General features: G+C 41.9%; 27 protein-coding genes. 15 read left to right on the top strand and 12 right to left on the bottom strand.

Going from position 1 to position 26,683, the window contains the following annotated elements; translation table 11 throughout:
- From MiAbW_RS11215 to MiAbW_RS11205, 3 genes are all read right to left on the bottom strand, one after another.
- Window positions 1-294 (bottom strand): hypothetical protein, encoded by a 294-nt coding sequence (locus MiAbW_RS11215; RefSeq protein ID WP_149985702.1) that lies wholly within the window; start codon window positions 292-294, stop codon window positions 1-3.
- 152 nt (window positions 295-446) lie between these two features.
- Window positions 447-1,085 carry a DUF2834 domain-containing protein gene (locus MiAbW_RS11210; RefSeq protein WP_151696187.1) on the bottom strand — a complete coding sequence of 213 codons (639 nt, stop codon included), beginning with the start codon at window positions 1,083-1,085 and terminating at the stop codon, window positions 447-449.
- A gap of 106 nt (window positions 1,086-1,191) precedes the next feature.
- Window positions 1,192-2,784, bottom strand: coding sequence for a hypothetical protein (locus tag MiAbW_RS11205; protein ID WP_151696186.1), 1,593 nt, complete (start codon window positions 2,782-2,784; stop codon window positions 1,192-1,194).
- Window positions 2,785-3,168: 384 nt separating this feature from the next.
- Here MiAbW_RS11205 and MiAbW_RS11195 point away from each other — a divergent pair, with 384 nt between their 5' ends.
- The gene (locus MiAbW_RS11195) at window positions 3,169-3,465 is read left to right on the top strand and encodes a BrnT family toxin (RefSeq protein WP_151696184.1); all 297 of its coding nucleotides are present in this window, start codon (window positions 3,169-3,171) and stop codon (window positions 3,463-3,465) included.
- Window positions 3,455-3,739, top strand: a complete 285-nt coding sequence (locus MiAbW_RS11190) for a hypothetical protein (protein WP_151696183.1) — start codon at window positions 3,455-3,457, stop codon at window positions 3,737-3,739. The genes MiAbW_RS11195 and MiAbW_RS11190 overlap by 11 nt, the downstream gene beginning before the upstream one ends.
- A gap of 108 nt (window positions 3,740-3,847) precedes the next feature.
- Here the strand turns inward: MiAbW_RS11190 and uvrC are convergent, their stop codons facing one another.
- From uvrC to rfbC, 6 genes are all read right to left on the bottom strand, one after another.
- Window positions 3,848-5,725, bottom strand: a complete 1,878-nt coding sequence (uvrC, locus tag MiAbW_RS11180) for an excinuclease ABC subunit UvrC (RefSeq protein WP_151696182.1) — start codon at window positions 5,723-5,725, stop codon at window positions 3,848-3,850.
- 82 nt (window positions 5,726-5,807) lie between these two features.
- Window positions 5,808-6,068 (bottom strand): hypothetical protein, encoded by a 261-nt coding sequence (locus MiAbW_RS11175; RefSeq protein WP_002734814.1) that lies wholly within the window; start codon window positions 6,066-6,068, stop codon window positions 5,808-5,810.
- 79 nt (window positions 6,069-6,147) lie between these two features.
- Window positions 6,148-7,233, bottom strand: a complete 1,086-nt coding sequence (leuB, locus tag MiAbW_RS11170) for a 3-isopropylmalate dehydrogenase (RefSeq protein ID WP_151696181.1) — start codon at window positions 7,231-7,233, stop codon at window positions 6,148-6,150.
- Window positions 7,234-7,405: 172 nt separating this feature from the next.
- Complete coding sequence (locus MiAbW_RS11165; protein WP_151696180.1) at window positions 7,406-8,479, bottom strand: glucose-1-phosphate thymidylyltransferase; 1,074 nt, start codon at window positions 8,477-8,479, stop codon at window positions 7,406-7,408.
- A gap of 4 nt (window positions 8,480-8,483) precedes the next feature.
- Window positions 8,484-9,359, bottom strand: coding sequence for a dTDP-4-dehydrorhamnose reductase (gene rfbD, locus MiAbW_RS11160; protein WP_151696179.1), 876 nt, complete (start codon window positions 9,357-9,359; stop codon window positions 8,484-8,486).
- Between the two features lie 5 nt (window positions 9,360-9,364).
- Window positions 9,365-9,910: a dTDP-4-dehydrorhamnose 3,5-epimerase gene (rfbC, locus tag MiAbW_RS11155; protein ID WP_151696178.1), complete on the bottom strand. Its 546-nt coding sequence runs from the start codon at window positions 9,908-9,910 to the stop codon at window positions 9,365-9,367.
- A gap of 147 nt (window positions 9,911-10,057) precedes the next feature.
- On the opposite strand from rfbC, the gene bioB reads away from it, so the two are divergent.
- From bioB to lspA, 3 genes are read left to right on the top strand one after another with little or no spacing between them, the layout of a single operon-like run.
- Complete coding sequence (bioB, locus tag MiAbW_RS11150; RefSeq protein WP_151696177.1) at window positions 10,058-11,152, top strand: biotin synthase BioB; 1,095 nt, start codon at window positions 10,058-10,060, stop codon at window positions 11,150-11,152.
- Complete coding sequence (locus MiAbW_RS11145; protein ID WP_151696176.1) at window positions 11,124-11,774, top strand: biotin transporter BioY; 651 nt, start codon at window positions 11,124-11,126, stop codon at window positions 11,772-11,774. Before bioB ends, MiAbW_RS11145 begins: the two co-directional genes overlap by 29 nt.
- Window positions 11,775-11,785: 11 nt before the next feature.
- Window positions 11,786-12,256 carry a signal peptidase II gene (gene lspA, locus MiAbW_RS11140; RefSeq protein WP_151696175.1) on the top strand — a complete coding sequence of 157 codons (471 nt, stop codon included), beginning with the start codon at window positions 11,786-11,788 and terminating at the stop codon, window positions 12,254-12,256.
- A 254-nt stretch (window positions 12,257-12,510) separates the two neighbouring features.
- Here the strand turns inward: lspA and MiAbW_RS11135 are convergent, their stop codons facing one another.
- From MiAbW_RS11135 to MiAbW_RS11125, 3 genes are all read right to left on the bottom strand, one after another.
- A complete protein-coding gene (locus tag MiAbW_RS11135) occupies window positions 12,511-12,723 on the bottom strand; it encodes a type II toxin-antitoxin system HicB family antitoxin (RefSeq protein WP_151696174.1) in 213 nt (70 codons plus the stop codon).
- Entirely contained in the window at window positions 12,707-12,952 is a 246-nt protein-coding gene (locus MiAbW_RS11130) for a type II toxin-antitoxin system HicA family toxin (RefSeq protein WP_238707253.1), read from the bottom strand. The genes MiAbW_RS11135 and MiAbW_RS11130 overlap by 17 nt, the downstream gene beginning before the upstream one ends.
- Window positions 12,953-13,147: 195 nt before the next feature.
- Window positions 13,148-14,941 carry a fatty acyl-AMP ligase gene (locus tag MiAbW_RS11125; protein ID WP_151696173.1) on the bottom strand — a complete coding sequence of 598 codons (1,794 nt, stop codon included), beginning with the start codon at window positions 14,939-14,941 and terminating at the stop codon, window positions 13,148-13,150.
- Window positions 14,942-15,131: 190 nt separating this feature from the next.
- On the opposite strand from MiAbW_RS11125, the gene MiAbW_RS11120 reads away from it, so the two are divergent.
- The 10 genes from MiAbW_RS11120 (at window position 15,132) to cysH (ending at window position 26,668) form a co-directional block, all read left to right on the top strand.
- Complete coding sequence (locus MiAbW_RS11120; RefSeq protein WP_151696172.1) at window positions 15,132-15,833, top strand: Uma2 family endonuclease; 702 nt, start codon at window positions 15,132-15,134, stop codon at window positions 15,831-15,833.
- A 58-nt stretch (window positions 15,834-15,891) separates the two neighbouring features.
- Window positions 15,892-18,921 carry an Eco57I restriction-modification methylase domain-containing protein gene (locus MiAbW_RS11115; RefSeq protein ID WP_151696171.1) on the top strand — a complete coding sequence of 1,010 codons (3,030 nt, stop codon included), beginning with the start codon at window positions 15,892-15,894 and terminating at the stop codon, window positions 18,919-18,921.
- Window positions 18,922-19,003: 82 nt separating this feature from the next.
- Window positions 19,004-19,135 carry a hypothetical protein gene (locus MiAbW_RS20465; RefSeq protein WP_274596527.1) on the top strand — a complete coding sequence of 44 codons (132 nt, stop codon included), beginning with the start codon at window positions 19,004-19,006 and terminating at the stop codon, window positions 19,133-19,135.
- Window positions 19,136-19,484: 349 nt separating this feature from the next.
- Window positions 19,485-19,700, top strand: a complete 216-nt coding sequence (locus MiAbW_RS11110) for a hypothetical protein (protein WP_149973637.1) — start codon at window positions 19,485-19,487, stop codon at window positions 19,698-19,700.
- A gap of 44 nt (window positions 19,701-19,744) precedes the next feature.
- Window positions 19,745-20,077, top strand: a complete 333-nt coding sequence (locus MiAbW_RS11105; RefSeq protein ID WP_151696170.1) for a DUF6883 domain-containing protein — start codon at window positions 19,745-19,747, stop codon at window positions 20,075-20,077.
- A 12-nt stretch (window positions 20,078-20,089) separates the two neighbouring features.
- The gene (locus MiAbW_RS11100) at window positions 20,090-20,317 is read left to right on the top strand and encodes a DUF4926 domain-containing protein (protein ID WP_002790332.1); all 228 of its coding nucleotides are present in this window, start codon (window positions 20,090-20,092) and stop codon (window positions 20,315-20,317) included.
- Window positions 20,318-20,472: 155 nt separating this feature from the next.
- Window positions 20,473-23,832, top strand: coding sequence for a helicase-related protein (locus MiAbW_RS11095; RefSeq protein ID WP_151696169.1), 3,360 nt, complete (start codon window positions 20,473-20,475; stop codon window positions 23,830-23,832).
- 395 nt (window positions 23,833-24,227) lie between these two features.
- The gene (purE, locus tag MiAbW_RS11090; protein WP_066029554.1) at window positions 24,228-24,761 is read left to right on the top strand and encodes a 5-(carboxyamino)imidazole ribonucleotide mutase; all 534 of its coding nucleotides are present in this window, start codon (window positions 24,228-24,230) and stop codon (window positions 24,759-24,761) included.
- Between the two features lie 42 nt (window positions 24,762-24,803).
- Entirely contained in the window at window positions 24,804-25,604 is an 801-nt protein-coding gene (locus MiAbW_RS11085; RefSeq protein WP_151696168.1) for a tetratricopeptide repeat protein, read from the top strand.
- A gap of 242 nt (window positions 25,605-25,846) precedes the next feature.
- Window positions 25,847-26,668: a phosphoadenosine phosphosulfate reductase gene (gene cysH, locus MiAbW_RS11080; RefSeq protein WP_151696167.1), complete on the top strand. Its 822-nt coding sequence runs from the start codon at window positions 25,847-25,849 to the stop codon at window positions 26,666-26,668.
- Window positions 26,669-26,683: the final 15 nt, after the last annotated feature.

Genomic DNA, 26,683 nt, shown 5'->3' with positions numbered 1-26,683 from the left:
CTAACATCCCGATAAAGATTTATCCTCAAAAAACTCCTCGCTGTCCATTAACCTAATTTTGGCTAATCCCAAGCTTTCTAAATAATCTTGCCACCCTTGGGGAGTATCTTCGATCGCTAATAATCCTAATACCCTAGCTACGTCTGCTACCCAGGGTAGGGTATGAATTCTATAACCCTGCCAGTTTACCTCTAAGGATAACCAAGCGGGAATCTCTTGGGGGTTAAATTGTTGGGAGGCAATATAATCAGCTTGAAAGCAGTAAATCCGAGGTGGTTTTTGACTCTCTAACAAGGTTAAACACTCCTTCTAATCTGGACATTAATCTCTTTCCCCATATTTTAGGGGAACCTCAGCATAATTTCTGTTAAATATGAACTTCTCTTGTCAAGAAATGGTTAAAAATGGCTGATAACTAGGCTGAGTTTACCCAAGGAAATTTACCCTTAATTCTCTCCTAAGCGAGGACGAATAATTAAATAAATTGCCGGACCGATTAGAGGCAAAATGGAAATTACTGGCAACAGGAAAGGATTTTTAAATCCCCGTCGGGTTAGATCATCTTGCAGCAAAATTGGACATAATAGGGTTAAAAGACAGAAATCTAAACTCATAACATGAATAAAACGGCTAGTTTGCCACTGATACCAAAAATCAGACCAATTGCCGTTAATTAATCCGTAAGCGATTAAAATTGCCGCAGTAATTAGGGCAGTTACTCCCAACCAAGGTGAGTCTAAGAGTTTAATGACCAGATTTTTTTTACCAGTAAAATTGCTGTTGGGTTGACGGAGGGTTAGATAGGGTAAAATAGCGAAAGCACCCACAGCAAAGGATGCAAAAGCAAAGGGCCAAGCGATGATTTTTTGGTCACGACCATCGATAATTAAAAGGCTCGTGTAGATAAGTGGCCAAACTCCCATCAGGTTAAAAAGGGCAATAATTAACGGGTTGATGTCTTGCCATTTGCCAGTGGAAAGATTGATAATTAAATTCATTGTATCTGGTTGGTCGGGGGGTGCTAGTAAAAAAGCGTATAATCCGAAGCCTAACCAAAGTAAACAGAGAATGATTTTTGTTAACATGGGAGTAGATAATTAGGTTAATTGAGTAATGGTAGTTCATCGGATACTTTAGTATAAAAGTGATCAAAAGGTCAAGCAATATTACCTAATCAATGATCACTAATTTTTAGGGAAGACGACGGGGATTCATGGTTTCTCCTGGACTAATTTCTGCACTTTGAGAGTGGAGTAAGCGAGTTTGTTCGAGGATAGTTTCTAAGTCTTCATCTGAGAATTCTTGTACATAGTTTAATTTGACTTCTTCTAGGAAGATAATTAATAGCATCTCGATTCTTTCTAAACTGTGACGGGATTGTAATTCCCCAGCGAGAGATTGCCCAAAACGCTGGACTAATTGCTGCAATAAACGCTCAAAAACTTCGTCTTCTTCGATAATCTTTTCCGCTATGTTAACAAAGGATTGATACAATTGACTAGATAAGCGATTGCTCAAGTCAGTTTTTAACCCTTTCATTCCGGGTAATCGCAATAAGTTTTGATAAGCGGGAGTTTGACTGAGAATTTTCTCGATATTGTATTTAATTAAAGCTTCTGCTTCTGGTTTAACTTGCGGTAAAACCTTGTCAACGGTGCTATTAACTACTAACCGAAAAATTTCGATAACTTCATTAGTATCATTGAGATTATTATATCCACCATTAAGGGATCGATCGAGAAGTTTCTCCACTTGTCCTCGTCGAATATATTCCTGAATTTTATTAATAATTCTCAGGACAATTATCTCAGTAATATCTTTAGAAATTAGCGCAACTAAGCCTTTAACTGCCTGTTCTTTAATCAACCTTAAGTTAATAATTTTAACTTGATCTAGGCGAATAACGGTAGGAATAAATCGCAACCATCTCCAGATAGGAATAAACAGAAAAATATCGTACCATCGCCATAACATAGCCTCGCGCCAACGCAGACCTTTATGAGTGCGAGCAATCCACCAAGTTCTTAGCATAAATTCCCAGAAAAAGATGGTACCAAAGAAAAAATCGATCGCCTCAAAGTTATCTATCGGTCTCCCATCTTCTCCCAGGGGACGAAAATAATTAGTTTCTATTAAAGGTTGAATTTCTTGATTAAAAAACTTCAACTCTTTTTCCCAGCCATTTTGAATGAGATAATCCCAAGTCCAAAACTTCTGAAAGGCTGCTTTTGCAGAAACATTTTCTGTTTTAAAAACCCGCAAACGCATTTTATTTTTAATCTTCTCTAAAGTCCCAGTTTTCTCCGCCGAGGCAAAGGGATTATTATCGACCATATTGACACTTTTTTGGCGCAAGTTATCTAAAACTTTCTCGATTTCTTGGCGATATTCTTGCAGATTAAACTCTGGTTTAAAGAGCTTTTGATTAATTAGCTGATTAAGTTTATTAACCGTATCTAAATATTCACTGGTACTGCGATAGGGTTTAATTCCTTTCACCACATCATAATTAGCGATTCCTCTAACAAAGGGAATTTCTAGGGGTTGATTGGGAGGTATTTGTAATTCTTGAAAGGCAATCGGCCCGATTTTTATTGGTTCATTAAATCTTAATAAGGTTATTTGCAAGCGTCCCTGTAACCAAAAATCTCGCAGGGGAATATAGGTTAAATCGAAAATAACCAGAATATAATTACATAACACCAATAGAGCCATGCAAGTCTCAAAGAGATTGCGCGGGGAAAAACGACGGTTTCTGATCACGGGGGTTTTAGTCAAAGTCATTAGCCTAGAAAGCACACTTTGACTATGGTAAACCGAAAACGCCTAATTTTTTGGACACAAAGCGATAGAAGTGGTGAAAAAAGAGCGGTTAAACTTAGTTCTGCCTCAGTAATTAATAGATGTAGTCTTCTATTCTGTAATAGCATCCTAGCAGATTCAGTTAAGCAGTTAGCTACAACTTCTTTGGCAAGAACATTTTTATTATAAGTCGGTAAGTTGCAGATTAGCATAAAATCACCCTGAATTGATTTTTATCTGTCAATAAGCCTAGAGCCTCGTAGGGTGTTTTTCCTTGCGTCAACCCAACCTATAATAATTGCTGCTCTCGTAGGGTGTGTTAATAAAGTATTGACAATGTAAATACATACCGCCTATACTACAAGTATGGATGTCTATTTTGTCCTCAGTGGCATTACTTTTGTTTGGAATAACGAGAAATCTAGGATTAACCCGATCAACCATGACGGTATTACGTTTCAGCAAGCAGCAGAAGTCTTCTTCGATCCACTGCTGGTTGTTGTTGATGCAAGTCGCAATGATCAGGCACGAGATGCGGTCATTGGGTTAGATAGACGGTGGAATCTCCTGTACGTCGTCTATATTGAGCGTGAAAACGACATCATTCGGATCATTTCGGCTCGCAAAGCCACACGCAAGGAACGTGAGTATTATGAAAGTTGAGGCATTAAAAAAACGGCTGGAGAGAAATCGCCCTATGACTACAATCACGATTCGTATTCCCGAAGATGTGATTGAAGATTTAAAGCGGGTTGCACCGTTGCTTGGTTTCTCAGGTTATCAACCTTTGATCCGTGCTTACATTGGACAAGGGCTGCGTGCGGATTTGGAGCGTCTAGAGGGAGATACAATTTCTGCTCTCGTTGCTAGTTTGAAGCGTCATGGTGTAAGTGATGAAGTGCTGCAAGAAGCGTTGAGTGAAGTTACTCCGCGTTAGTCTAGGTTTTCAGTTGTAGTGCGATCGCTTGTAGAACATAGAGTTTTATTGAAGATATTCTCATCATAACCCCCCGTCAAGCCTTAGATATTCTTCAACAGGTTATCCCTACCTAGGATGAAAATAATTATAAATTTCCTTAGCTAATTGTTCCCCAATTCCTGTCACCTGTTGCAATTGTTCTAGGGAAGCTTCGCGAATATAATCCAGAGAATGAAAATGAGCTAATAACTCTTTTTGTCGCTTAAAACCTAACCCCGGTATCTCATCAAGACGGGAACGGCGACTTTTTTGCATCCTTTGTTGTCGGTGAAAGCTAACAGCAAAGCGGTGCGCTTCATCCCTGACTCGACGCAATAATTGCACTCCGGGTTGTTCCTTATCTGTCTCTAAAGGAGAGGATTCCCCCGGTAAAAAAATCTCCTCTCTCTGTTTAGCTAAACTAACAACTTTTACCTGTTCTAATAAATTCATCTCCCCTAAAACTGCCACCACGGCCGATAATTGTCCTTTTCCCCCATCAATCATGACCAAATCGGGAAAATCATCACTTTCGGCAATATTATCGTGATTTTCGGCATAACGACGGAAACGCCGCCGAATTACTTCTGCTAAACTGGCAAAATCATCGGAATGGCCGATTTGAACCTCGGGATTTTTGATTTTATAGTGACGATAATGTTGATTAGCGGCCACCCCATCGATAAACACCACTGACGATGCCACCGCATGGGAACCCTGAATATGAGAAATATCATAACCCTCAATTCGGTGCGGCAGTGCCGGTAAATCGAGAATTACCGCTAAATCCTGCAAAGACTGTAAATCCCGGTCGGCGCTTCTTTTCGTCTTTTCTAACTCATAAAGAGCGTTTTTCTCGACCATAGCTAATAAATCCGCTTTACTTTGCCGTTGGGGGACAGTTAACTCGACTTTGCGACCCTTTTTTTCCCTTAACCACCCCGCTAACACCTCACCTTCCGGTAATTCGCAAGGTAACAGGATTTCGCTGGGAATTTCCACCCCTTCTACCGATAAATAATGTTCTTCTAGGACTTTTTGCAGGATTTCTCCCTCGTTTGCTGACTGACTATCGGCAAAAAATCCCAAACGTGCCACCAAACGACCGGAACGCATTTGAAATAATTGTATGCAACAATGCTGCTCGTCCTTAGCTAAAGCGATCGCGTCCCGGGATACGGTATCATCGGATAAAGAGACTTTTTGATCGGTATTAAGGGCCTGTAATCCGCGAATTTGATCCCTAATCGTGGCCGCTTTTTCAAAATCTAGGTTTTCCGACGCTTCTAGCATCTTTGTCGCTAATTTGTCTAATAATTCCCCCGTTCTTCCCTGAAAAATCATCGCCACTTTCTGCAAGGTTTCCCGATAATCTTGGGGACTAATTAATTTTTGACAAACCCCCGGACAACGACCGATATCATAATTTAAACAGGGACGGTCTTTAAAAAGAGGTTGGGGACGTTGACGCAGGGGAAAAGTGCGTTTAATTAGGTGTAAAGTGTGGCGAAGCAGCCTAGTATCGACGTAGGGACCATAATAACGGTCTTTTTGGTTATTTATCCTACGTTTGCGGGTGATAAAAATGCGCGGGTAGGTTTCCGACCAAGTAATACAAATGTATGGATATTTTTTATCGTCCTTGAGGAGAGTATTAAAATGGGGCTGATGTTGTTTAATTAGATTAGCTTCCAGGGCCAAAGATTCTGCTTCTGTGTCGGTGACGATAAATTCAATTTCCGTCACCTGTCGCACCATTAAAGCAATGCGGGGACTGAGGGGTTGACTGGGACGAAAATAGGAACGGACTCTAGACCGGAGTTTTTTGGATTTACCAATGTAGAGAATTTCGCCATTTTGGTCGCGCAGGAAGTACACCCCCGGTTCGAGGGGAATTTCCCGAAGACGATTTTCTAGGCGATCGAGGTCTTGGATTAGGGTAGAGTTAAGATTATTCCCGAACATCTTTCTATATTAGACAAAAAAATTACGCCAGTGGGTATTAGCTGACGTTTGGCAAGATATTTAGGGCAAATCTTCACAAAAATTAATAGGCTTCCGATTCGATTTGCTTAATCGGTACGAAACATTCTCCGGGGAGAAGAATCGGTTTATTGTTAAAAATCAATTGGCCGCGATGATTGTCGCGGTTAATTGCGACACCGAAAGGACGTTTACTAACTCGGCTATTGAGGGTACAGTAGATGCGATAAATGCGTCTGGCTGCCCGTAAGACAGTAGGATCTAACAAAATTGGGATTTCCATATCGACACGCTGTTGTTCTGTTTTCTCGGATAGGGCTACCATATAACTCGTCTCCCCACGATTAAATTGACATATTTATCAAATCAATGTTATACGACGATTTCCGAATTTGTCACTTTTGTTAGAATTCTAAAACTTTCAGGATAGCCTGGCCCATCCCTTGGCATCCCACCAAGGTCATACCTTCCGAGAAAATATCTCCAGTACGATAACCGATATCTAAGACTTTTTCTACGGCTTTTTCCAGCGATACTGCCGCTAAAGGCTGATTTAGCCCATATTTTAACATCATAGCAGCGCTGAGAATCTGGGCGATCGGATTGGCCTTATCTTGGCCAGCGATATCCGGGGCTGAACCGTGGACGGGTTCAAAAACTCCCACCCCAGCAGTCCCTAAACTAGCGGAGGGTAACATTCCGATACTACCAGTTAACATGGCCGCTTCATCGGAGAGAATATCACCGAATAAATTGCCCGTGACGATAGTATCAAATTGTTTGGGGGCCCGGACTAACTGCATGGCTGCGTTATCGACGTAGAGATGGGAAAGTTCCACATCGGGATAATTAGCGGCCATTTTCGTCATCCGGTCGCGCCAGAGTTGGGAAACATCAAGAACATTGGCTTTATCGACGGAACAGAGTTTCTTGCCTCGTTTTTGGGCAATTTCAAAGGCCACCTTAGCGATGCGGTCCACCTCCGACTCCAAGTAAACCATGGTATTTACACCGCATTTTTCTCCCGTTTCCGTCTCAAAAATCCCCTTCGGTTGACCGAAATAGACACCCCCGGTCAATTCCCGGACCACCATGATATTCACTCCCTCGATAATCTCCCGTTTGAGACTAGAAGCGTCGATTAATTGCGGAAAAATGGTGGCAGGACGTAAATTAGCAAAAAGACCTAAACCAGATCTTAAGCCTAATAATCCCGTTTCTGGCCTTTGCTGCCGGGGCAAATTATCCCATTTATAACCCCCGATAGCGGCCAAGAGAACAGCATCACTATTTTTACAGGCGCTAAGGGTTGCTTCTGGGAGAGGACTGCCGGTTTCATCAATGGCTGCCCCTCCAATTAAAGCGGTTTGGAAGTCAAACTGGAGGTCAAATTTTTTACCGATGACTTTCAGTATCTCTACGGTGACAGCGAGGATTTCCGGCCCGATGCCATCGCCGGGTAGTAGGGTAATGCGATACTGTTGCGTCATAGTTCTAGAACGGTAAAATAGGTCAGACCCTTGATTATAACATAGTTAGGTGAGCTTTTTTCTCCTAACTATGTCAATCTTTGTCAGAAAAACCAGGGAACCGCCGCGGAATTAGCTAGGGAAATTCTCGATCCTCTGGTATTAATTATAAGGATCAGTTAATCCCTGATAACTAGACTAATTCCACATGGGAATCATCCCCAATCATAAAGCGTAAAGCTTTCGGACGTTGGGGGGCGATTTCTAGTTTTGCCCGTCGTCCGATAACACTATCAACTATGCGCTGATGAATGCCAATAATCTGGGCATCTTTGAGAATAACACTGTGTTCTATGTCGGCATCAATTAATTTTGTGCCATTAGCTATACTGCTATAGGGACCGATAAAACAATTCTCAATGTGACAATTTTCTCCGATAATGACAGGACCGCGAATGGTACTATTAATGATTTTACTACCCTGACCAATTTGTACCCGTCCGATCACCTGACTATTAGGATCAATTTCTCCCTGTAAAGCAATTTCTAGAGAGGTATCAAGGATAATCCGATTTGCTTCTAATAAATCATCTTTTTTACCCGTATCTAACCACCAACCTAGCAGTTTATTGGCTTCTACTGCTTTATTTTGATTGATTAATTCTTGGATAGCGTCAGTAATTTCTAACTCACCCCGGGCCGAAGGTTGAATAGATGCGATCGCTTGGTGAATGGTGGGGGCAAAAAAATAAATCCCCACCAAAGCTAAATTTGAGGGGGGTTCTTGGGGTTTTTCGACTAGGTATAAAACTTTGCCAGTTTCATCTACTTTAGCCACCCCAAAAGCGCTAGGATTAGACACTTTTCGCAGGAGAATTAAAGCATCAAGGGACTGTTGGTGAAAAGAGTCTAAAAAGGGCGATAAATTATCCTCGATTAGGTTATCACCCAAGTACATAATAAAGGGGGAATCTCCTAGGAAAGATTGGGCAGTTTTGACCGCGTGGGCTAATCCCGCCGGTTGATCTTGGCGAATATAAGTTATCTTAGCCCCAAACTGTTCACCACTGCCCGTAGTCTGACGAATTTCTTCTCCAGTTTCGGGACTGATAATAATGCCAATATCGGTAATTCCTGCGGCCACAATTGATTCGATTCCATACCATAAAATCGGTTTATTGGCCACGGGAACTAACTGTTTTGCACCAGTATAAGTTAGGGGACGTAACCTCGTACCTTTACCACCAGATAAAATTAGTGCTTTCATAGTTTTAAAGATTAAATAGTTGGTTGAGCATAGCTGTGAGGGAATCTCGCCAATAGGGAGGAATATAACCCAATTGTTGCGAGATTTTTTGACCGGAAAGAACCGAATAGGCTGGACGCACTGCTGGGGTAGGATATTCAGCAGTAGTAATGGGAATTACTCTCTGAATTTTTAAGGGAATACCGCTTATTTTTGCCTCCTCAAAAATCGCTTTAGTTAAATCAAACCAACTGGCGACACCGCTATTAGTAAAATTATAGATTCCTGAGGGATTATCGGCATTAATTAAAAGGTGAGTAATTGCCGCAGCGATATCTTTTGCCCAAGTGGGACTTCCCACCTGATCAACAACTACTTTTAACTCCTCTCTTTCCTTGCCTAATCTCAGCATAGTTTTGACAAAATTACTTTTGCCATAACTGCCGTAAACCCAAGCAGTCCGCAGGATAATTGCCTGAGAATTAACAGTTTTAATCTCCTCTTCTCCCCTTAACTTTGATTGTCCATAAACCCCTAAAGGATTAGTTAAATCGGTTTCTAGATAAGGGGTATTTTTCCGACCATCAAAGACATAATCTGTGGAAATATGGAGAAATTTAGCTTTAATTGTCTCGGCAGATTCCGCCATAATTTTCGGGGCTATAGCATTGATAGAATAGGCTAAATCTGGCTCAGTTTCGGCTTTATCCACTGCCGTATAAGCGGCGGCATTAACCAGATAATCGGGGTGAATTTCCCTAATTAACTGGCTGATTTTTTCCGAGTTAGTTAAATCTAGTTCTTCTCGACCGATACTAATAACTTCACCCAACTGCGGTAAAGTTACCTGTAACTCTTGTCCTACTTGACCTTTAGCACCAATTAGTAAAACTTTTTTCATCGTCTTTAGGGGAAAACTTCCACGGATTTAAAGGGTTGTCCAGCTTGGTCTTTAGGAGAGAGAATCGGCGGGGTCTCTAGGGGCCAATCAATCCCTAAATCGGCATCATTCCATAAAATGGTTTTTTCGTATTGAGGATAATAATAATTAGTGGTTTTGTAGAGAAATTCGGCTTGATCGGAGAGGACTAGAAAGCCATGGGCAAAACCTTCGGGAACCCAGAAAATCCGTTTATTTTCCGCACTTAAAACACAGCCTACCCATTGCCCAAAAGTGGGGGAACTTTTACGCGCATCCACGGCCACATCAAAAACACTACCCCTCACTACTCGCACCAGTTTACCCTGGGGATTAGGGATTTGATAGTGCAATCCTCGCAGGACATTTTTTAAGGACATAGAGTGATTATCCTGGACAAAAGTGGTATTAACCCCAGTTTTTTCTCGAAAATCTTTCTGATTAAAACTCTCCAAGAAAAAACCTCGATCGTCTCCGTAAACTTGCGGTTCAATAATCAAAACATCAGGAATTTCCGTCGGAATAACTTTCATAAAATCGGAGACAAGATAACTTTTGCGGGTAGTCTAGCACAAAAGGGTATTTTTTTCTAAAGTTTTTTATTAATCTTTCCCCGAACCTCAACCCTCGGTAACTGAACAATGATAAGATGAGCCTAACTTAGTCAGAGCATAAACGACGTGGTACAAGTCTCTACACACACCGCTACTCAATCTATCCCCATGGAGGGAGAAGCCTTAAAAAACTGGTTACAGACTAGGGCTAATCAGATTATCGCCGGCGATCGACTCAGTAAGCAAGAGGCCCTCGCTTTAACTGCGATCGAAGGTCAGGAAAATATTTTCAGCTTATGTGAGGCTGCCGATCGCATTCGTCAGGCCTGTTGTGGCAATACGGTGGATTTATGTAGCATTATCAACATAAAATCGGGAAGTTGTTCGGAAAATTGCAGTTTTTGTTCCCAATCCGTCCACCATCCCGGCCAAGATTCGCCTATCTACGGTTTAAAAAGTCGCGAGGAAATCGTCACCCATGCGAAAGCGGCAGCCGACGCGGGGGCCAAACGCTTCTGTTTAGTTAGTCAAGGTCGGGGATTAAAGTACAATAGCCCTAAATCGCAGGAATTCGAGGAAATACTGGCCACAGTGCAAGAAATCATCGAAACCGCCAAGATTAAACCCTGTTGCGCCTTGGGAGAGTTAACCCTTGCCCAAGCCCAGGCCTTAAAAGAAGCTGGAGTTACCCGTTATAATCACAATCTGGAGGCTTCCGAGAATTTTTATCCTAACGTGGTCTCCACCCACAGTTGGCAGGATCGGGTAGAAACGGTAAAAAACCTGAAAGCGGCGGGAATTCAAGCTTGTACGGGCGGAATTATCGGTATGGGTGAAAGTTGGACCGATCGCATTGATTTAGCTTTCTCCTTGGCGGAATTGGAAGTGGAATCAGTGCCGATTAACCTATTAAACCCCAGAAGTGGCACCCCTTTAGGTCATTTACCCAAACTGGATCCTTTTACTGCCCTAAAAGCGATCGCTATTTTCCGGTTTATCTTACCCCAACAAATCCTCCGTTATGCTGGGGGACGGGAGGCAGTGATGGGAGAATTGCAAAATCTGGGGCTAAAATCGGGAATTAATGCTATGCTGATTGGGCATTATTTGACCACTCTAGGACAACCGCCCCAACAGGATCAGGCGATGTTGGCTGATCTTAGTTTAATAGGAGGAGAAGCCCCCATCCCCGGTGAATACCAACCCCAACAGGCAACCTAAATCACGTCGAGGAGGAGAATCTCCGCCGCGGCGCACTTCCGCATCGGTTCCCAATGAGTTACTCTGGGCTTTGATTGGTTTGTTGCTGACAATTTTTAGTACATTTGTTCCAGTAAGCCTAGCTAGTTGGTCGGCTGCGGGTCTATCTTCGCAAAAATTAGGCATAACTTACCAAATTGGGGCAGTATTGTTAACTGGCTGTCTGGGGGGCAAAAATGCCGGGCTTCTTGCCCAGGTGGCCTATATTTTTCTCGGTTTAACTTGGTTGCCAGTGTTTGCCCAGGGTGGGGGAATGGGTTATCTGAAAGAACCCAGTTTTGGCTATATTTTAGGCTTTATGCCGGGGGCCTGGCTGTGTGGTTGGTTGGCTTTTCGCTGGCGCGCCAAGATAGAAACTCTGGCTTTAAGTGCTTTTGCTGGTTTGTTAGTGATTCATCTGTGCGGTTTATTATATATGCTGGGATTGTCGATTTTTCAGCCCCAAGCTAGTCAAATCACCTTTCCCGATAGTTTGCCTACCCTATTTATGAATTATTCAGTCTGGCCATTTTTAGGGCAATTAGTAGTAATTTGTGTGGTGGTAATTATTGCTTTTTTCTTCCGTAAATTATTATTTTATTGATGCCACAGCCAATGTTAAAAAAAAATCGCTGGTTTTGGATAGTGGCGGTGATTGGTCTAATTTTAGACCAAGTAACTAAGTATATAACCGTGCAGAGTTTTGAGCAAATTGGTGATACTTTCCCGATTATTCCGGGGGTTTTTCATTTTACCTATGTTATCAATACCGGTGCGGCTTTTAGTGCTTTTCGGGGCGGTGTTGGTTGGCTAAAATGGCTATCCTTATTAGTTAGTTTGGGATTAATGGCTTTTGCTTACTTTGGACCCCATTTAAATCGTTGGGAACAATTAGCCTACGGTTTTATTTTAGCAGGGGCTTTCGGCAATGGTATCGATCGCTTTTTGTTTGGTTATGTGGTGGATTTTCTCGATGTTCGATTGATTAATTTTCCTGTTTTTAATCTGGCTGATGTCTTTATTAATATCGGGATTATTTGCCTCTTAATTTCTAACTTTCCCCACAAGTCGCCCCGTTCTAAGTAGTGCATTGGCTCTCTTAGGTTTGGTGGGTAAAATGTATTCACCAAATACAGTCCTGCTGGCGAGGGAGTGGGAGGAACCACTCCAGACACAGAGGACACAAAGATTGATCGCTTCTATAGTAAGTTAAACTGATCACACAAAGAATAAGAGAGCCGTGCATTTTATTTCCTAATAACTATGCTCGCTTCTTACCCAAGGCAATTTCTAATTTTATTGCTATCTACAACAGGCATTTTTCCTATTCCTGCCGTTGTTCAAGCAAATAATAAACGTCCTTTCGGTTCAGGAATTTCTCGCCCTAATTCTTGTGCTGTTTCAATCCATTGTTGAATAATGATTTCAGCATTTTGTACAGCTTCTTGATAAGTTTCTCCATCAGCCATACATCCGGCAAGTTCTGGAACTTCAACGATAAATAGTTGCTCCTCATTACTCCAGTAAATAATCAGTTCATAACGAATTTTCATCTTGATATCCTAACTTATATTTTAAAATCAGACTACGAATTTGCTTAACTTGATAGACCTTGACTTTTCCTTGTTTGGGTTGCAGATTTAAAATTTCTTCAACTCCTTCTTTAGTAAAAATATGATGACTTCCTCCTATTCGTTGATCAAATCCTAATTTCCTCAGTAGTTGACAAAGTTGCTCGAAGGGAATGTTAGTATCAGAATTACCTAAAAGAATTTTAATCAATAATTAATCCTGTTTACTCATACATCCGATACATATACAAGCAAAGTAGTCGGCTTTCTCAACATCATGGGATAAAGTGTTTGTAAATGTGAAATTTTGGGCGTTTACTCTAGCTTTCTCCCTAACTTTAATCCCTAACCTAATTCTAACACGATTAGTTATCCTCGGTCGGGTGAGCAATGCCCACCCGAAAAACTATGCTTCTGTTTCAGAATTAGAGCGATCGAATTTACTAACTAACTCGGAATTTTCTGACCAAGCATCGATAACACTCATATTACCATTGAGAAAATTCTGTTTAATAGCGCGGCGTTGAATTTTGCCACTGGCAGTTTTGAGAATTGTTCCCGATTTAGCCAAAACAATAGCATGGGTCATAATTTCGTGTTCTTCGGCGATTTCCTGACGGATATCGGCAATCAATTTGGTCGTATCTAACTCACCGCTGCGACGTTCTAATTCCTGGACAATAACTAACTGTTCTTCCCCATTATCTTCAATGGAAAAAGCGGCACCATAATCGGGACGAAAAACCTCATTAAGATGCTGTACTGACCATTCTAAATCTTGGGGATAATGATTACTACCACGGACAATAATTAAATCCTTAATCCGTCCCGTGATATACAATTCCCCATCGAGAAGAAAACCTAAATCTCCTGTGCGTAAAAACGGTCCTTCTCCCGTATCAGCAAGATAAGCTTGAAAAGTCTCTTTAGTTGCGTCTTCCCGTTGCCAATATCCGGCGGCCATACTGGGGTCACTGGCCCAAATTTCGCCCACTTCATCGGCTGCACAAAGGGTGAAAGTATCGGGATTAACGATAGCTATACGGGTATCACAGACGCGACGACCACAACTGGGGACGTATCTAACTCCCGTGGTTAGATCGGAACCTACAGGGACAATTTTACCGCGTTCGTAGGCGGTTGCATCCAAAGCGGTGATAATTGGGGTGGTTCCCTTGGGTTTATTGGAAATCAACAGGGTATATTCAGCTAATCCGTAGGCAGGGGCGAAAGTTTGCCAAGAAAAGCCATAATCGGCAAAAGTATCGACAAATTTGGCCATAACCTTCGGATTAATCGGTTCGGCGGCATTTCCTGCGGCCTGCCAACTGCTAAGGTCTAATTCCGCTAAATCGGCAGCTTTAATCCTACGAGTACAAAGATCATAGGCGAAGTTGGGCGCTTGGCTATGAGTAACTTTGTATTTAGTAATATTTTTTAACCACTGCATCGGACGCTTAATAAAAGCAAAGGGAGACATGAGATAGCAGGGTGTACCGTTGTAGAGAGGGACGGTGATACCTTCGACTAACCCGTAATCATGAAAATAGGGCATCCAAGTGAGGGTAACGCTATCCGGTTCGTAACCACAAGCTTTTTGCAAGTAACCGCAATGGTGCATCAGATTAAAATGACTTAGCATCACCCCTTTGGGGATATTAGTCGAACCGGAGGTATATTGCAGATAGGCAAGCGCCGATTTATCCACCTGGGGATCTTGCCATTGATCCGCTAGGGAAATATCAATGCTTTCGGTAGTAATCCATTTCATTTGGTCGAATTCTGGGAATTCTTCCTTAATACCTTCAATAAGAGTCAGAATACTTTCGGTAACTAGGGCAAAGGTGGCATTAGCATCCTTGACAATTGCCCGTAAACGGGGCAGAGTGCGCTTAAGTCGTCCCGATTCCGGTGGGGGGACGGGAATGGCAATCACTCCCGCGTAGAGACAACCAGAAAAAGCGGCCACTACTTCTAAACTTTGAGGATAGAGTAACAGGGCCCTTTCTCCTTGGGCCTGGTATTTTTGCAAATAAGCGGCGATTGCTCTTGCTTGGCGATCGAGTTCACTGTAGGTTAAAGGTGGGGTTTCTTTTTTACCATCGATAAGAAAAGTGTAGGCATGGCCATCCGGTTGTGTCGTGGCGCGGTAACGTAAGAGTTCTACTAGGGTTGCGGGTTGAATTAGGGTTTCAGTCATCGTTGTTATCGGGCTTATTGGGGCTATTGTATAGAAGTTTTAACATATTTGCCCATGGCGCTAGGATAAAGTGCGAAAGGCGATCGGTCAAGGTATAGGATTAAGTTATTGGTTAAAATCCCCGCGCCTTATCTGTGCAATTGTGAGAAAAAGCTATAATTAATCAATCCTAAAATACCGGGAAAAAGTCATGACAGCCCTAGACATGATCCCAGAAGTTGCCTGTCCCCCCACAGATTTATGGAGTGATGAACCACCCTTGGAAAGTGATCTACACCTGCAACAGATCATCATTCTCCTTAGTTGTCTAGAATTATTATGGCGCGAGAGGAGTGACTACTACGCTTCGGGAAATCTAACCATCTACTACAACGAAGAACAACTAAAAAAACGTGATTTCTGTGGTCCAGATTTTTTTGTGGTTTTAGATACCGAAAAACGTCCCCGCAAAAGTTGGGTAGTTTGGGGAGAACAGGGTAAATATCCCGATGTAATTGTCGAGATTCTCTCCGATTCTACGGCCAATATTGACCGCAATAACAAGAAAATTCTCTATCAGAATACCTTTCGCACTCCTAATTATTTTTGGTTCGATCCTAATAGTTTAGAATTACAAGGATTTAGACTAATTGAGGGACAATATCAAGCCATTTCTCCCAATGACCGGGGTTATCTCTGGAGTGAACAGTTAGGATTATATTTAGGTATATTTGACCGTAAACTGCGTTATTTTACCGCCGATGGTCAATTAGTCCCCACTCCTCAAGAAGCTGAGTTACAGCAACGACAGGCAAAAGAACAGGCTCTTTTAGAGAAAGAAAGGGAACGTCAGGCTAAGGAAAAATTGGCCCAAAAATTGCGAGAATTAGGCATCGATCCCGATACAATTTAACTGAAGTGGCAAAAGTAATAGAGAAAGTAAACCTAAATGAGAGGTCCTGGAAAAACTTATGAGTGATATTGAACTTCGGCAGTCAGTTTATGACCTTCTTTCATCCCTGAGAGGATTGGATTCGCTCAAAAAATTATTCTGGTCTGAGTTAAATTACGAGCGAGAAAATCAAACCCTGTCCCGACGCAATTGGCCGGATAAAGCAGTAGAAGCATTAGCAGAAGATCCAATCCTATTAGCTTCTGGGGGGGAAGATTTTCAGGTTATTTATGCTCGTCTCAACTCTAAGCAACTGCTGCTCAATTTAGAGCGTCTTGTCGTCACTCAACTGCTAAAAAACCATCCCTACACTCTCTTTATTTTCTCTGATTTCCACCAAGAACGGTGGCATTTTATCAATGTTAAATATGATGTAAAACAAGAAAAACGGCAAGTCTTGCGGCGAATTACAGTGGGTCTAGGGGAACAGTTACGAACCGCCACAGAACGCCTAAGTTTACTGGATTTAGATAATATTAGTTCCGAGTCTCCTTTAGCGATTCAGGAACGTCATGATGAAGCTTTTGATGTTGAGAAAGTTACTAAGAAATTTTTTGAACAGTATCGCTCGGTCTTTGAAAAAGTTGAGCAATTAATTACTAAAACTATCCCTAATGCTGACCAGAGAAGATTATTTACTCAGAAGCTATTTAATCGCCTGATGTTCATTGTTTTTATCCAGAAAAAAGGTTGGCTGAAGTTTAACGAACAAACAAACTATCTAGAAACCTTATGGCAGGATTATCAGAATGATAACAGCATCTCGGACAAAAACTTTTATCATAATCGCTTGACTCATCTGTTTTTTACGGGACTAAATAATCCCCAACAAACGGATATTATTAGTATCAATAACGGTGGTTTTCTTCGGCAAATAATCGGCACAGTTCCCTATCTTAATGGGGGATTATTTGAACAGGATGAAGATGACCGCAATCCTAATATAATAGTACCCGATCAGGCGATCGATGTTATCCTACAGGGCCTTTTTAGTAATTTTAATTTCACTGTAACTGAGAGTACACCCCTTGATGTGGAGGTAGCAGTGGACCCAGAAATGTTGGGAAAAGTGTTTGAGGAATTAGTCACGGGAAGACATGAATCAGGCAGTTATTACACACCTAAACCGATTGTTTCTTTTATGTGTCGGGAGGCGTTGAAGGGATATTTAAGCAGTAAGTTAACTTCTGAAAACAAAGAAGCGATTGAGCTTTTTGTTGACGAATATAATGCTATTAACTTAAAGAATCCAGAGGCAGTTTTAGAAACCTTAAAACAGGTCAAAGTCTGCGATCCTGCCTGTGGAAGTGGAGCTTATTTATTGGGAATGTTGCATGAGTTATTAGATTTGCGTCAGTGTTTATTTGCCACTAAAGGTATTGATTATAAAACGGTTTATCAGCGCAAGTTAGAGATTATTGAAACTAATATCTATGGAGTTGACATCGATCCTTTTGCGGTTAATATTGCTCGCTTAAGGTTATGGCTTTCCTTAGCGGTTGAATATGAGGGAGACAATCCGCCACCGCTACCCAATTTGAAGTTTAAAATCGAAACAGGAGATAGTCTAACTGCTCCTAATCCCCAAGGTTCTGGGATGGTGCGCGAGGAGTTTATCCATCGGTTTAGGGAAGCTAAAGCCAAGTATTTAAGAGCGCATTTAGGCAGTGATAAACAAAGTCTTGAACAGGAGATTAATGAGGTTAAGAAACAGATTGCTTTATTAACCCATGGCAGTGCTTCTGTGATTGCGAGTGATAAGGAAGCTATCTCAAAAGGGTTTGATTGGGTGGTGGAGTTTGCCGAGGTATTAGCGGAGGGAGGTTTTGATATTCAGGTAGCAAATCCCCCCTATGTGAGACAGGAATTGATTAAGGATTTAAAGCCAACTTTAAAGCAGGTTTACCCTGGCGTTTATACAGGAACATCGGATTTATATTGTTTCTTTTATGCGAGAGCTTTACAATTACTTAAAACTGGGGGAATGTTAGCTTTTATTTCTTCTAATAAGTGGTTTCGGGCCAAGTATGGGGAGAAGTTAAGACAGCATATCGCTGATACTTGTCAGGTAAAAAGTATTACCGATTTTGGGGAGTTGCCAGTTTTTGCAACCGCAGCCACTTTCCCAATGATTTTTATCTCTCAAAAGAGTAGTAAAATTAGTAATTTACCGATTTTTACTCAAGTTAAATCCTTAGAAGAACCTTATCCTGATGTCTTAGCTATTATTAAAAAGACTGGACAGAATTTACCAAAAGATGCGATTAAGGGAGCAAATTGGTTGCTCACAGATAGTAACAATGCTGACATTTTGCAAAAAATGGAATCGGTAGGTATTACTTTAGGTGAGTATGTTAACGGACAGATTTATTATGGTATTAAAACTGGATTTAATCAAGCTTTTGTGATTGATGGTGCAAAACGAGCAGAATTAATTGCTAAAGATACTAAAAGTGCAGAAATTATTAAACCTTTAGCTGTGGGTGATGATGTGCGTAAATGGCGGATCAATTATAAAGATAAATATTTATTGTATATGTATCACGGTGTTGATATTAGCGAATTGAAATCTGTTATTGAACACTTAAAGCCTTATTGTCAACAACTAGAAAATAGGGCAACTAAACAAAAATGGTATGAATTACAACAACCTCAATTAAAATATTCAAAGGAATTTGAAAAACCTAAGATTGTTTATCCTGATATTGCCAAAGAGTCTCGTTTTACATTAGATGAAAAAGGTCTTTATATTAATGATACAATTTTTATTGTTCCTGTTAATGATTTATATTTATTAGGTTTATTAAACTCCAAATCTGTTTGGAATTATCTTCAACAAAAGGCAGCAGTATTAGGAGATGCACAGAAACGCGGAAGAATACGGCTAAAACGTCAATATGTAGCCAAAATCCCCATCCCTCTCGCTTCTGAATCTGAAAAAGAACCCATCATTAAATTAGTACAAAAATGCTTAGATGCCAAAGGGGTTAACTGTGAAGAATGGGAGAAAGAGATAGATGAGAGAGTAGCGGCATTGTATGGATTGTAAGGGGTTAGATACCCGAATTATTAAAGAAGTCGGGTATCTGAAATCAAGATATAATTATTAAAACCCCCAAGAGAATGAAACCATGACACAAGCAACAACTACCCCCTCACAAACCATCTTAGAAAAACTGCACACCCTCACTCCCCAACAACAGCAAGAAGTAATCGACTTTAGAAAGAAGCTGGGAGAAAGCGGGTTTCTTAACAAAATCTGAGCTTTAATTTAGCTATTTACCAGAAACCCGCTTTCTGTTCTATAGAGGTACATTATCGGTGTTAAAAAGCTTAATCAGCAAAGGTTTAAATCTGCCAGACAGGTGTGAGAACTGGGAGAAAGCGGGTTTCTTAACAAAATCTGAGCTTTAATTTAGCTATTTACCAGAAACCCGCTTTCTGTTCTATAGCGGAGAAAGAAGCTGGGAGAAAGCGGGTTTCTTAACAAAATCTGAGCTTTAATTTAGCTATTTACCAGAAACCCGCTTTCTGTTCTATATTCAAGAAACTCTCTCTATTCTAGATCGTGAAACTGCCGTCTTAGTTGAGCAAGCTTTATCCTAAACTACTATGAAAATACAAGGAATTATCAAAGGCAATACTATCGAGCTATTAGAGGATTTATCTCTTCCTAATGGCGTAAAAATTTCTCGGTCAATCCCCGATAATTTAATTTCTAAAAAAGTATCATGGGAACAAATTGAAACCTCAATCGGAGTCTGGAAAAATCAACCAGAACTCGATGATATATTTTCTGAAATTGACCGAGAGTGCCATAGATCATAGTTCAATCAAGGCAGCAGAGACAATGATTGAGTAGGTGGTATAATGTGAAATTACCCAATCCTAAAAATACCATTATTGATGATAACAAATTGACCAGTTATGCCCTGAATCTAAATCCTTCAGATGGACAGCATAAAGCCAGGGTTTTTAAATCCGTCTTAAACTTAGATATTAATAACGTTCAATTTCTTAAAAATGCACTCTTAGAAGCAGTTAAAACCTATGATGCTATTCCTGACAAAATCAATCACTATGGACAAAAGTATGTTATTGATTTTCCCCTGACTCATCAAAACAAAACCGCCATTATTCACAGTGTTTGGATCATCAGAAATGACGAAAACTTTCCCCGCTTAGTGACTTGTTATGTACTTTAAGGAGATAATCAAATGAAACTCTTAGATGTAGTTGCCTTATTAGAAGACTTACCCCAATTAGGATTATATTGCGGACAAGTCGGAACAATTGTAGAAGTTTATGAACCGACAGTTTTTGAAGTGGAATTTAGCGACACATCAGGACGTGCTTATGCTATCGAAACCTTACAAGAAAATCAACTAATGTTATTACATCATTCTCCCTTAGAACCTAAAAATTTAGCTGTAAATATAGGGTAAATTTTCTTAAAAAACATTATTGATATAAGTAGTCGTGCAAAATAAATTTCCTAGTGAAGAAAGGCAAAAGGCAAGAGGCAAGAGGCAAGGGGGGGTTAGATTTGTGTAATTAATTTTGCTTAGGTACTTAACAATTATCTTATGGATATCGAACTATGCCTACCCACGACATCATCGACAATCGCCAGCAAAAATTAGTCGATAACATCAACCAAATTCTCCACTCTTCAGAAGCCGCTCATTTTGCCGTCGGTTACTTCTTCCTCTCCGGCTTTACTGCGATCGCACCCCGTCTCGCCACCATCCCACAAATGCGCCTCCTGATTGGCAACACCAGCAACCGGGAAACCATCGAACAACTAGCAGAAGGCTACCGCCGCTTAGAACTAATTAAAAACCATCTGGAAGCACAAGAATACCCCAAACGGACAGAACGCAAGCAGATGGCAACAGAAACCGCCGACAATATTCGTTCCAGCGTCGAACTAATGGACCAAACGGATCAAGCAGAAACCTTAGTAAAAAATCTGGTTCTTATGATTGAAGAAAAACGCCTTCAGGTGCGAGTTTATACTAAAGGGCGACTCCACGCTAAAGCCTATATCTTCGACTACGGGACAATTTATAACCAGCAGGGACAACCTTTGGAACGTCAAGAAAAAGGCCTTGCTATCGTTGGTTCTTCTAACCTTACTTTATCAGGAATTTCCCACAATACCGAACTTAATGTTATCGTTCACGGTAATGAAAATCATGCCAGTTTAACAGAATGGTTTAACCAACTTTGGCAGGAAGCAACAGATTTTGATGAAACACTGATGCAGTCTTTAAAACAGTCGTGGGCGATGATGCCAGTACGTCCCTACGACATCTATATGAAAACTCTCTATATGCTCGTGCGCGATCGATTGACAGAAGAAACTGCCAGCGAAATGATGATAGATAACGAAATTACCGAGAAACTAGCAGACTTTCAAAAAGTAGCAGTTAACCAAGCTGTTAAACTCATCCGCGAGTATGGGGGTTGTTTCGTTTCCGATGTGGTAGGACTAGGAAAAAGCTTCATTGGTGCTGCCATTGTCAAACGCTTTGAACAAGTGGAAAAAGCCCGCCCCTTAATTATTTGTCCAGCGCCACTGGTGGAAATGTGGGAACGCTACAACGAAATTTATCAACTTAACGCCCGCGTTTTATCGATGGGATTGCTGCGGGAAGATGAAACCAGTGGCATCAGAGTTTTATTAGAAGATTTTAAATACAAAGATCGAGATTTTATCTTAATTGATGAAAGTCATAACCTGCGGAATGCCGCAACCCAAAGATATAAAATCGTCGAAGCCTTTTTAGCAGCTGGGAGACAATGCTGTTTTTTAACAGCAACTCCTCGCAATAAAAGTGCTTGGGATATTTACAATCAGATTAAGCTTTTTCATCAAGATGATAAGACAGATTTCCCCATAGATCCGCCCGATCTAAAAGAGTATTTTAGATTAGTAGAGAAAGGAGAAAAACAGTTACCTGACTTGTTATCTAATATCTTGATCCGGCGCACTCGCAACCACATTTTACGCTGGTACGGCTTTGATGCCAAGACTCATAAACCCGTAGATGCAGACAATTTCAAGGATTATTTAAACGGAAATCAACGCGCTTACGTTATTGTGGGCGGTAAGCATCAGTTTTTTCCCAAAAGAGAACTACAAACCATTGAATATAGTATTGAAGATACCTATCAAGGACTTTACCAGGAACTGCGCCAATATTTAGGGAAATCTCGCCAACAGCAACCAGCTAACCCTCGTAAAAATGAACTTTGCTATGCTCGTTATGTTTTGGGAAATTATGTATTACCAAATAAGCGCAAACAAGAACCATTACTCAGTTTACAAACCGGGGGAGCAAATCTAAGAGGACTGATGCGAGTCCTGTTATTCAAACGCTTTGAATCTAGCGTTTATGCCTTCCAACAAACTGTTAAGAAATTACTGCAAGTCCATCAACGCTTTCGAGAAGCTTTACGCCAAGGAATTATCCCCGCCGGAGAAGAAGCTCAGGCAATTCTCTATGAGCCAAACAATGGGGAAGAACAAGACATTATGGATGCTTTGCGTCAGGCATCTGGGAAGTATGATCTAGCTGATTTTGATGCCCCAAGATTGCAGAAACATCTTGAGCATGACATCCAATTGCTAGAGAGAATTTTGCACTTAGTTGAGCCAATTACCCCAGACAAAGACGCTAAATTACAAACCCTTAAAAGCTGGTTGAATAAACCTCAGCTGCAGGATAGCAAGTGCCTCATCTTTACTCAGTATGCTGATACCGCCTCTTACTTATATCAAAACCTCAATCCTAACGGCGATCGAGAGGATATAGAAGTCATCTACAGTGGCGATAAAAATAAGGCGCAGGTAGTGGGAAGATTTGCCCCCAAAGCCAACAAATACTATAAATTGACCCCGGGAGAGTCGGAAATCAAAACTTTAATTGCTACCGATGTTTTAGCCGAAGGTTTAAACCTACAAGATGGCAACCTGATTATTAATTATGACCTGCATTGGAATCCCGTCCGACTCATTCAAAGGTTTGGTCGGATTGATCGGATTGGCAGCGAGAATGATGTGGTTTACGGCTTTAATTTTCTCCCAGAGACGGGATTAGAGCGTAATCTAGGATTACGACAAAAACTCAAAAACCGCATTCAAGAAATTCACGAAACCATCGGCGAGGATGCGGCAATTCTCGACCCAACGGAACAGCTTAACGAAGAGGCTATGTATGCAATTTATGAAAAAAGTGGTAGTCATCAATTAAGTTTGTTTGAAGATGAGGGAGAATTTCTCGACCTCAACGAAGCCGAAGAAATTCTCAGACAACTCCAGCGAGAAAATCCGGCTGAATACGAACGGATAGCTAACCTGCCTCATGGCATCCGAACGGCTCGCTTTTCTCTCAATAAGGGCATAATTGTCTTCTGTGAAGCTTCTTACCCTAACCGCAAAGATTGGAAGGGCTACCAGCAATTATATTGGCTCGATGAACAGGGAGAGATCATATCCAAAGATACTGCCCGCATTTTAGGAATGCTCAAAACCAACCCAGAAGAAGCAGCACTGCCGCTGCCCAAAAATTACAACCAAGCAGTCATGCAAGTCAAGATTAAATTTGCCCAAGAAGTCCAACACCGCCAATCGGAACGGGAGTACAGCCGTTCTCTGACTCAAGCACAGCGCTACGTCCTGCGAGAATTGGGACTGCTGTTCCAAACCACTCAGGATGAAGAAATCCGTAAGCAGGTTAACCTATTAGAACAGGCCTTTCGCCAACCGATTACCACTGTACTGAAGCGCGAGTTAAACCTGATTAAGCGCCGTAGCCTGACAGGAGAAGCTTTGTTTAGCGAACTGAAGAAATTATACAGCCAACATGAGATGCGAGACTGGTTAGATCGCCGCCGCTTGCAAGGCGAGGATCAACCAATTCCCATCATTATTTGCAGTCAGGCTTTAGTTTAGAAACGGCGATCGGTCAAGGTATAGGATTAAGTTATTGGTTAAAATCCCGCCCGCCTTATCTGTGCAATTGTGGTAAAAAGCTATAATTAATCAATCCTAAAATACCGGGAAAAGTCATGACAGCCCTAGACATGATCCCAGATGTCACCTATCTCCCCACAGATTTGAAGCTGAGTTACAGCAACGACAGGCAAAAGAACAGGCTCTTTTAGAAAAAGAACAGGCTCTTTTAGAGAAAGAAAGGGAACGACAAGCTAAGGAAAAATTGGCCCAAAAATTGCGAGAATTAGGCATCGATCCCGATACAATTTAGGGGAAATCGGATCAGTCGGGTTTGAAGACAAAATAACAAACCCTGCTATAAGATTAAAAAGCAAAATTATTTTCTAGTAGTTATGGTGACAGCAGCGCCCCTAGTGGGTGTAATTATGGGCAGTGATTCCGACTTACCCACCATGAAGGAAGCGATCGCAGTTTTAGAGGTTTTTCAGATTAGCCACGAAGTCGCCATCGTCTCGGCCCATCGTACCCCCGAAAAAATGTTTGAATACGGCAAAAACGCTCATTTAAGGGGAATAAAAGTGATTATCGCTGGAGCCGGCGGCGCTGCCCATTTACCCGGGATGGTAGCATCTTTAACTCCCTTACCCGTGATTGGAGTTCCCGTAGTCACACGCACTTTACAAGGGCTAGACTCTCTCTATTCAATTGTACAGATGCCCGCAGGCATTCCCGTGGCCACGGTGGCGATCGGTAATGCCAAAAATGCCGGACTTTTAGCGGTTCAAATTCTCGCCACCGGTAATACTGATCTTTTAGAGCAAGTTATCGCCTATCGTCAATCCCTCACCGATTCCGTCCTCGAAAAACAAAGCAATCTTCAACGACTAGGCTATCAAGACTATCTAGGGCAGAGTTCACCTAAGTAGGGTAGATTGAGAAAAGATTAAGTAACAAATTATGAAGTAATTATGCGTTGGATCACCGCTTGTGTATTGAGTCTATTACTCTTTTTTGCCCTACCGATGGCCGCTTATGCCGATAGCCCGACTATTAGCGAAGAACAGATGAGAGAAGGGGAAGTTATCGCCGAAAAAGCCCTAGAAGCCACAGAAAAAGGGGATTACGTCCAGGCCGAAAGCTATTGGACCGAATTAGTCGCCAAATTCCCCACTAACCCCGCCGTTTGGAGTAATCGCGGCAATGCCAGAGTCAGCCTCAATAAATTAGAGGATGCGATCGCTGATTTTAACCAAGCGATCGCCATTACCCCCGATGCCCCCGATCCCTACCTCAATCGTGGCACCGCTTTAGAAGGAGAAGGCAAATATCAAGAAGCGATCGCCGATTATAATAAAGTTTTAGAACTGGCCCCCAATGATGCCTTTGCCTATAACAATCGCGGCAACGCTGAGGGCGGTTTAGGGGACTGGGAAGCCGCCGTCAAAGACTATCGCCAAGCCACCCAACTAGCCCCGAATTTTGCCTGGGCGCAAGCTAATCTGGCTCTGGCCCTGTACGAATTGGGCAGATATCCAGAAGCAGTCCAAAAAATGCGGAATATTGCCCGCAAATACCCCATGTTTCCCGATGTCAGAGCCGCCTTAACCGCCGTTTTATGGAGCCAAGGACAACAGGGAGAAGCGGAAAGCAATTGGGTGGCCGCCGTCGGTATGGATACCCGCTATCAAGACCTCGATTGGGTAAAAAGCGTGCGCCGTTGGCCGCCGAATATGGTTCTAGCCTTAGATAAGTTTCTTAACTTAAAGTAAAGAATTACTAAATAGTAACTTTTCTAGCAGTAGCGGGGCTGAGAGTCCAATTATCCTGAAATCAGCGACTAAGATACAATTGAGGCCTGATAGTTCCATTATCCTTGATCGAATAACCAGGCTCTGGAAAGGAAAAGGAATAGCTAGAGCAGGCCGATGGCCCAATGCTATAATCCAATCACAGGGATAGATTGGACTCTATCAGTATCCGCCGCTACTGTACACCTTAAATCTTAGCCAGAATGCCAGATTTACACTTGCTTAATCCTCATCCACAGGCTCTAGAAACCGCCTTCATCGCCACTGCCGACCGGTCTTTTTCCTCCCCTCTATCCCTCGACCTCGCCACAATTAATCAACGTTTTGACTCCGCTAACGCCGCAGAAATCGTCGCTTGGTCCGCGGCCACCTTTGGGGAAGGTTTGGTGATGAGTACCAGTTTCGGCATTCAAGCGGCAGTAATGTTGCACCTCGTCACCGCAATTATCCCCGATATTCCCATTATTTGGATCGATACGGGCTATCTTCCCCCGGAAACCTATCAATTTGCCGAAGACTTAAGCCAACGCCTCCATTTAAACCTGAAAGTTTATCAATCTCCCCTCAGTCCCGCCCGCATGGAAGCAATCCACGGTAAACTGTGGTCAAATAACGATCTCGACTCCCTCAATCTCTACGACAAAATCCGCAAGGTGGAGCCGATGCAACGGGCCCTGAAGGAATTAAAGGCCACCGCTTGGTTAGCGGGTTTACGTCGCGACCAAACCGACCACCGCAAAACTCTCCAATGGGTCAATCAACAGGGCGAACGTTACAAAATATTACCGATCCTTGACTGGAATGCCAAAACCATCTACGACTATCTGACTAAATACGATCTTCCCTACCATCCCTATTTTGATCTGGGTTATGTCTCCGTCGGCGATTGGCACTCTAGTCGGCCTTTAACCGCCGATGATAGCAACGAACGAGACACCCGTTTCAAGGGTTTAAAACAAGAATGCGGTCTTCATTTACCCTTAACCCCCGGAGAAGCACAAAGTCTCGACGCAAGCTCCCTATAACTGCCGGGGTGGAAA

Source organism: Microcystis aeruginosa NIES-4325 (genome assembly GCF_008974145.1).
Classification (GTDB): Bacteria; Cyanobacteriota; Cyanobacteriia; order Cyanobacteriales; family Microcystaceae; genus Microcystis; species Microcystis aeruginosa_G.
This window is presented reverse-complemented; position numbering and strand designations above follow the sequence as displayed.

What these genes read in the sequence shown, in the direction of transcription:
- MiAbW_RS11100 (WP_002790332.1), top strand. Translation starts at nt 20,090, where the DNA reads ATGAAACTCTTAGATGTAGTTGCCTTATTAGAAGACTTACCCCAATTA.
- MiAbW_RS11110 (WP_149973637.1), top strand. Translation starts at nt 19,485, where the DNA reads ATGAAAATACAAGGAATTATCAAAGGCAATACTATCGAGCTATTAGAG.
- MiAbW_RS11210 (WP_151696187.1), bottom strand. Translation starts at nt 1,085, where the DNA reads ATGTTAACAAAAATCATTCTCTGTTTACTTTGGTTAGGCTTCGGATTA.
- rfbD (WP_151696179.1), bottom strand. Translation starts at nt 9,359, where the DNA reads ATGAAAAAAGTTTTACTAATTGGTGCTAAAGGTCAAGTAGGACAAGAG.
- lspA (WP_151696175.1), top strand. Translation starts at nt 11,786, where the DNA reads ATGTTAAAAAAAAATCGCTGGTTTTGGATAGTGGCGGTGATTGGTCTA.
- MiAbW_RS11175 (WP_002734814.1), bottom strand. Translation starts at nt 6,068, where the DNA reads ATGGTAGCCCTATCCGAGAAAACAGAACAACAGCGTGTCGATATGGAA.
- MiAbW_RS11085 (WP_151696168.1), top strand. Translation starts at nt 24,804, where the DNA reads ATGCGTTGGATCACCGCTTGTGTATTGAGTCTATTACTCTTTTTTGCC.
- MiAbW_RS11195 (WP_151696184.1), top strand. Translation starts at nt 3,169, where the DNA reads ATGGATGTCTATTTTGTCCTCAGTGGCATTACTTTTGTTTGGAATAAC.
- MiAbW_RS11115 (WP_151696171.1), top strand. Translation starts at nt 15,892, where the DNA reads ATGAGTGATATTGAACTTCGGCAGTCAGTTTATGACCTTCTTTCATCC.
- MiAbW_RS11205 (WP_151696186.1), bottom strand. Translation starts at nt 2,784, where the DNA reads ATGACTTTGACTAAAACCCCCGTGATCAGAAACCGTCGTTTTTCCCCG.
- MiAbW_RS11120 (WP_151696172.1), top strand. Translation starts at nt 15,132, where the DNA reads ATGACAGCCCTAGACATGATCCCAGAAGTTGCCTGTCCCCCCACAGAT.
- purE (WP_066029554.1), top strand. Translation starts at nt 24,228, where the DNA reads ATGGTGACAGCAGCGCCCCTAGTGGGTGTAATTATGGGCAGTGATTCC.
- uvrC (WP_151696182.1), bottom strand. Translation starts at nt 5,725, where the DNA reads ATGTTCGGGAATAATCTTAACTCTACCCTAATCCAAGACCTCGATCGC.
- MiAbW_RS11095 (WP_151696169.1), top strand. Translation starts at nt 20,473, where the DNA reads ATGCCTACCCACGACATCATCGACAATCGCCAGCAAAAATTAGTCGAT.
- MiAbW_RS11165 (WP_151696180.1), bottom strand. Translation starts at nt 8,479, where the DNA reads ATGAAAGCACTAATTTTATCTGGTGGTAAAGGTACGAGGTTACGTCCC.
- leuB (WP_151696181.1), bottom strand. Translation starts at nt 7,233, where the DNA reads ATGACGCAACAGTATCGCATTACCCTACTACCCGGCGATGGCATCGGG.
- MiAbW_RS11135 (WP_151696174.1), bottom strand. Translation starts at nt 12,723, where the DNA reads ATGAAAATTCGTTATGAACTGATTATTTACTGGAGTAATGAGGAGCAA.
- MiAbW_RS20465 (WP_274596527.1), top strand. Translation starts at nt 19,004, where the DNA reads ATGACACAAGCAACAACTACCCCCTCACAAACCATCTTAGAAAAACTG.
- MiAbW_RS11125 (WP_151696173.1), bottom strand. Translation starts at nt 14,941, where the DNA reads ATGACTGAAACCCTAATTCAACCCGCAACCCTAGTAGAACTCTTACGT.
- cysH (WP_151696167.1), top strand. Translation starts at nt 25,847, where the DNA reads ATGCCAGATTTACACTTGCTTAATCCTCATCCACAGGCTCTAGAAACC.
- rfbC (WP_151696178.1), bottom strand. Translation starts at nt 9,910, where the DNA reads ATGAAAGTTATTCCGACGGAAATTCCTGATGTTTTGATTATTGAACCG.
- MiAbW_RS11190 (WP_151696183.1), top strand. Translation starts at nt 3,455, where the DNA reads ATGAAAGTTGAGGCATTAAAAAAACGGCTGGAGAGAAATCGCCCTATG.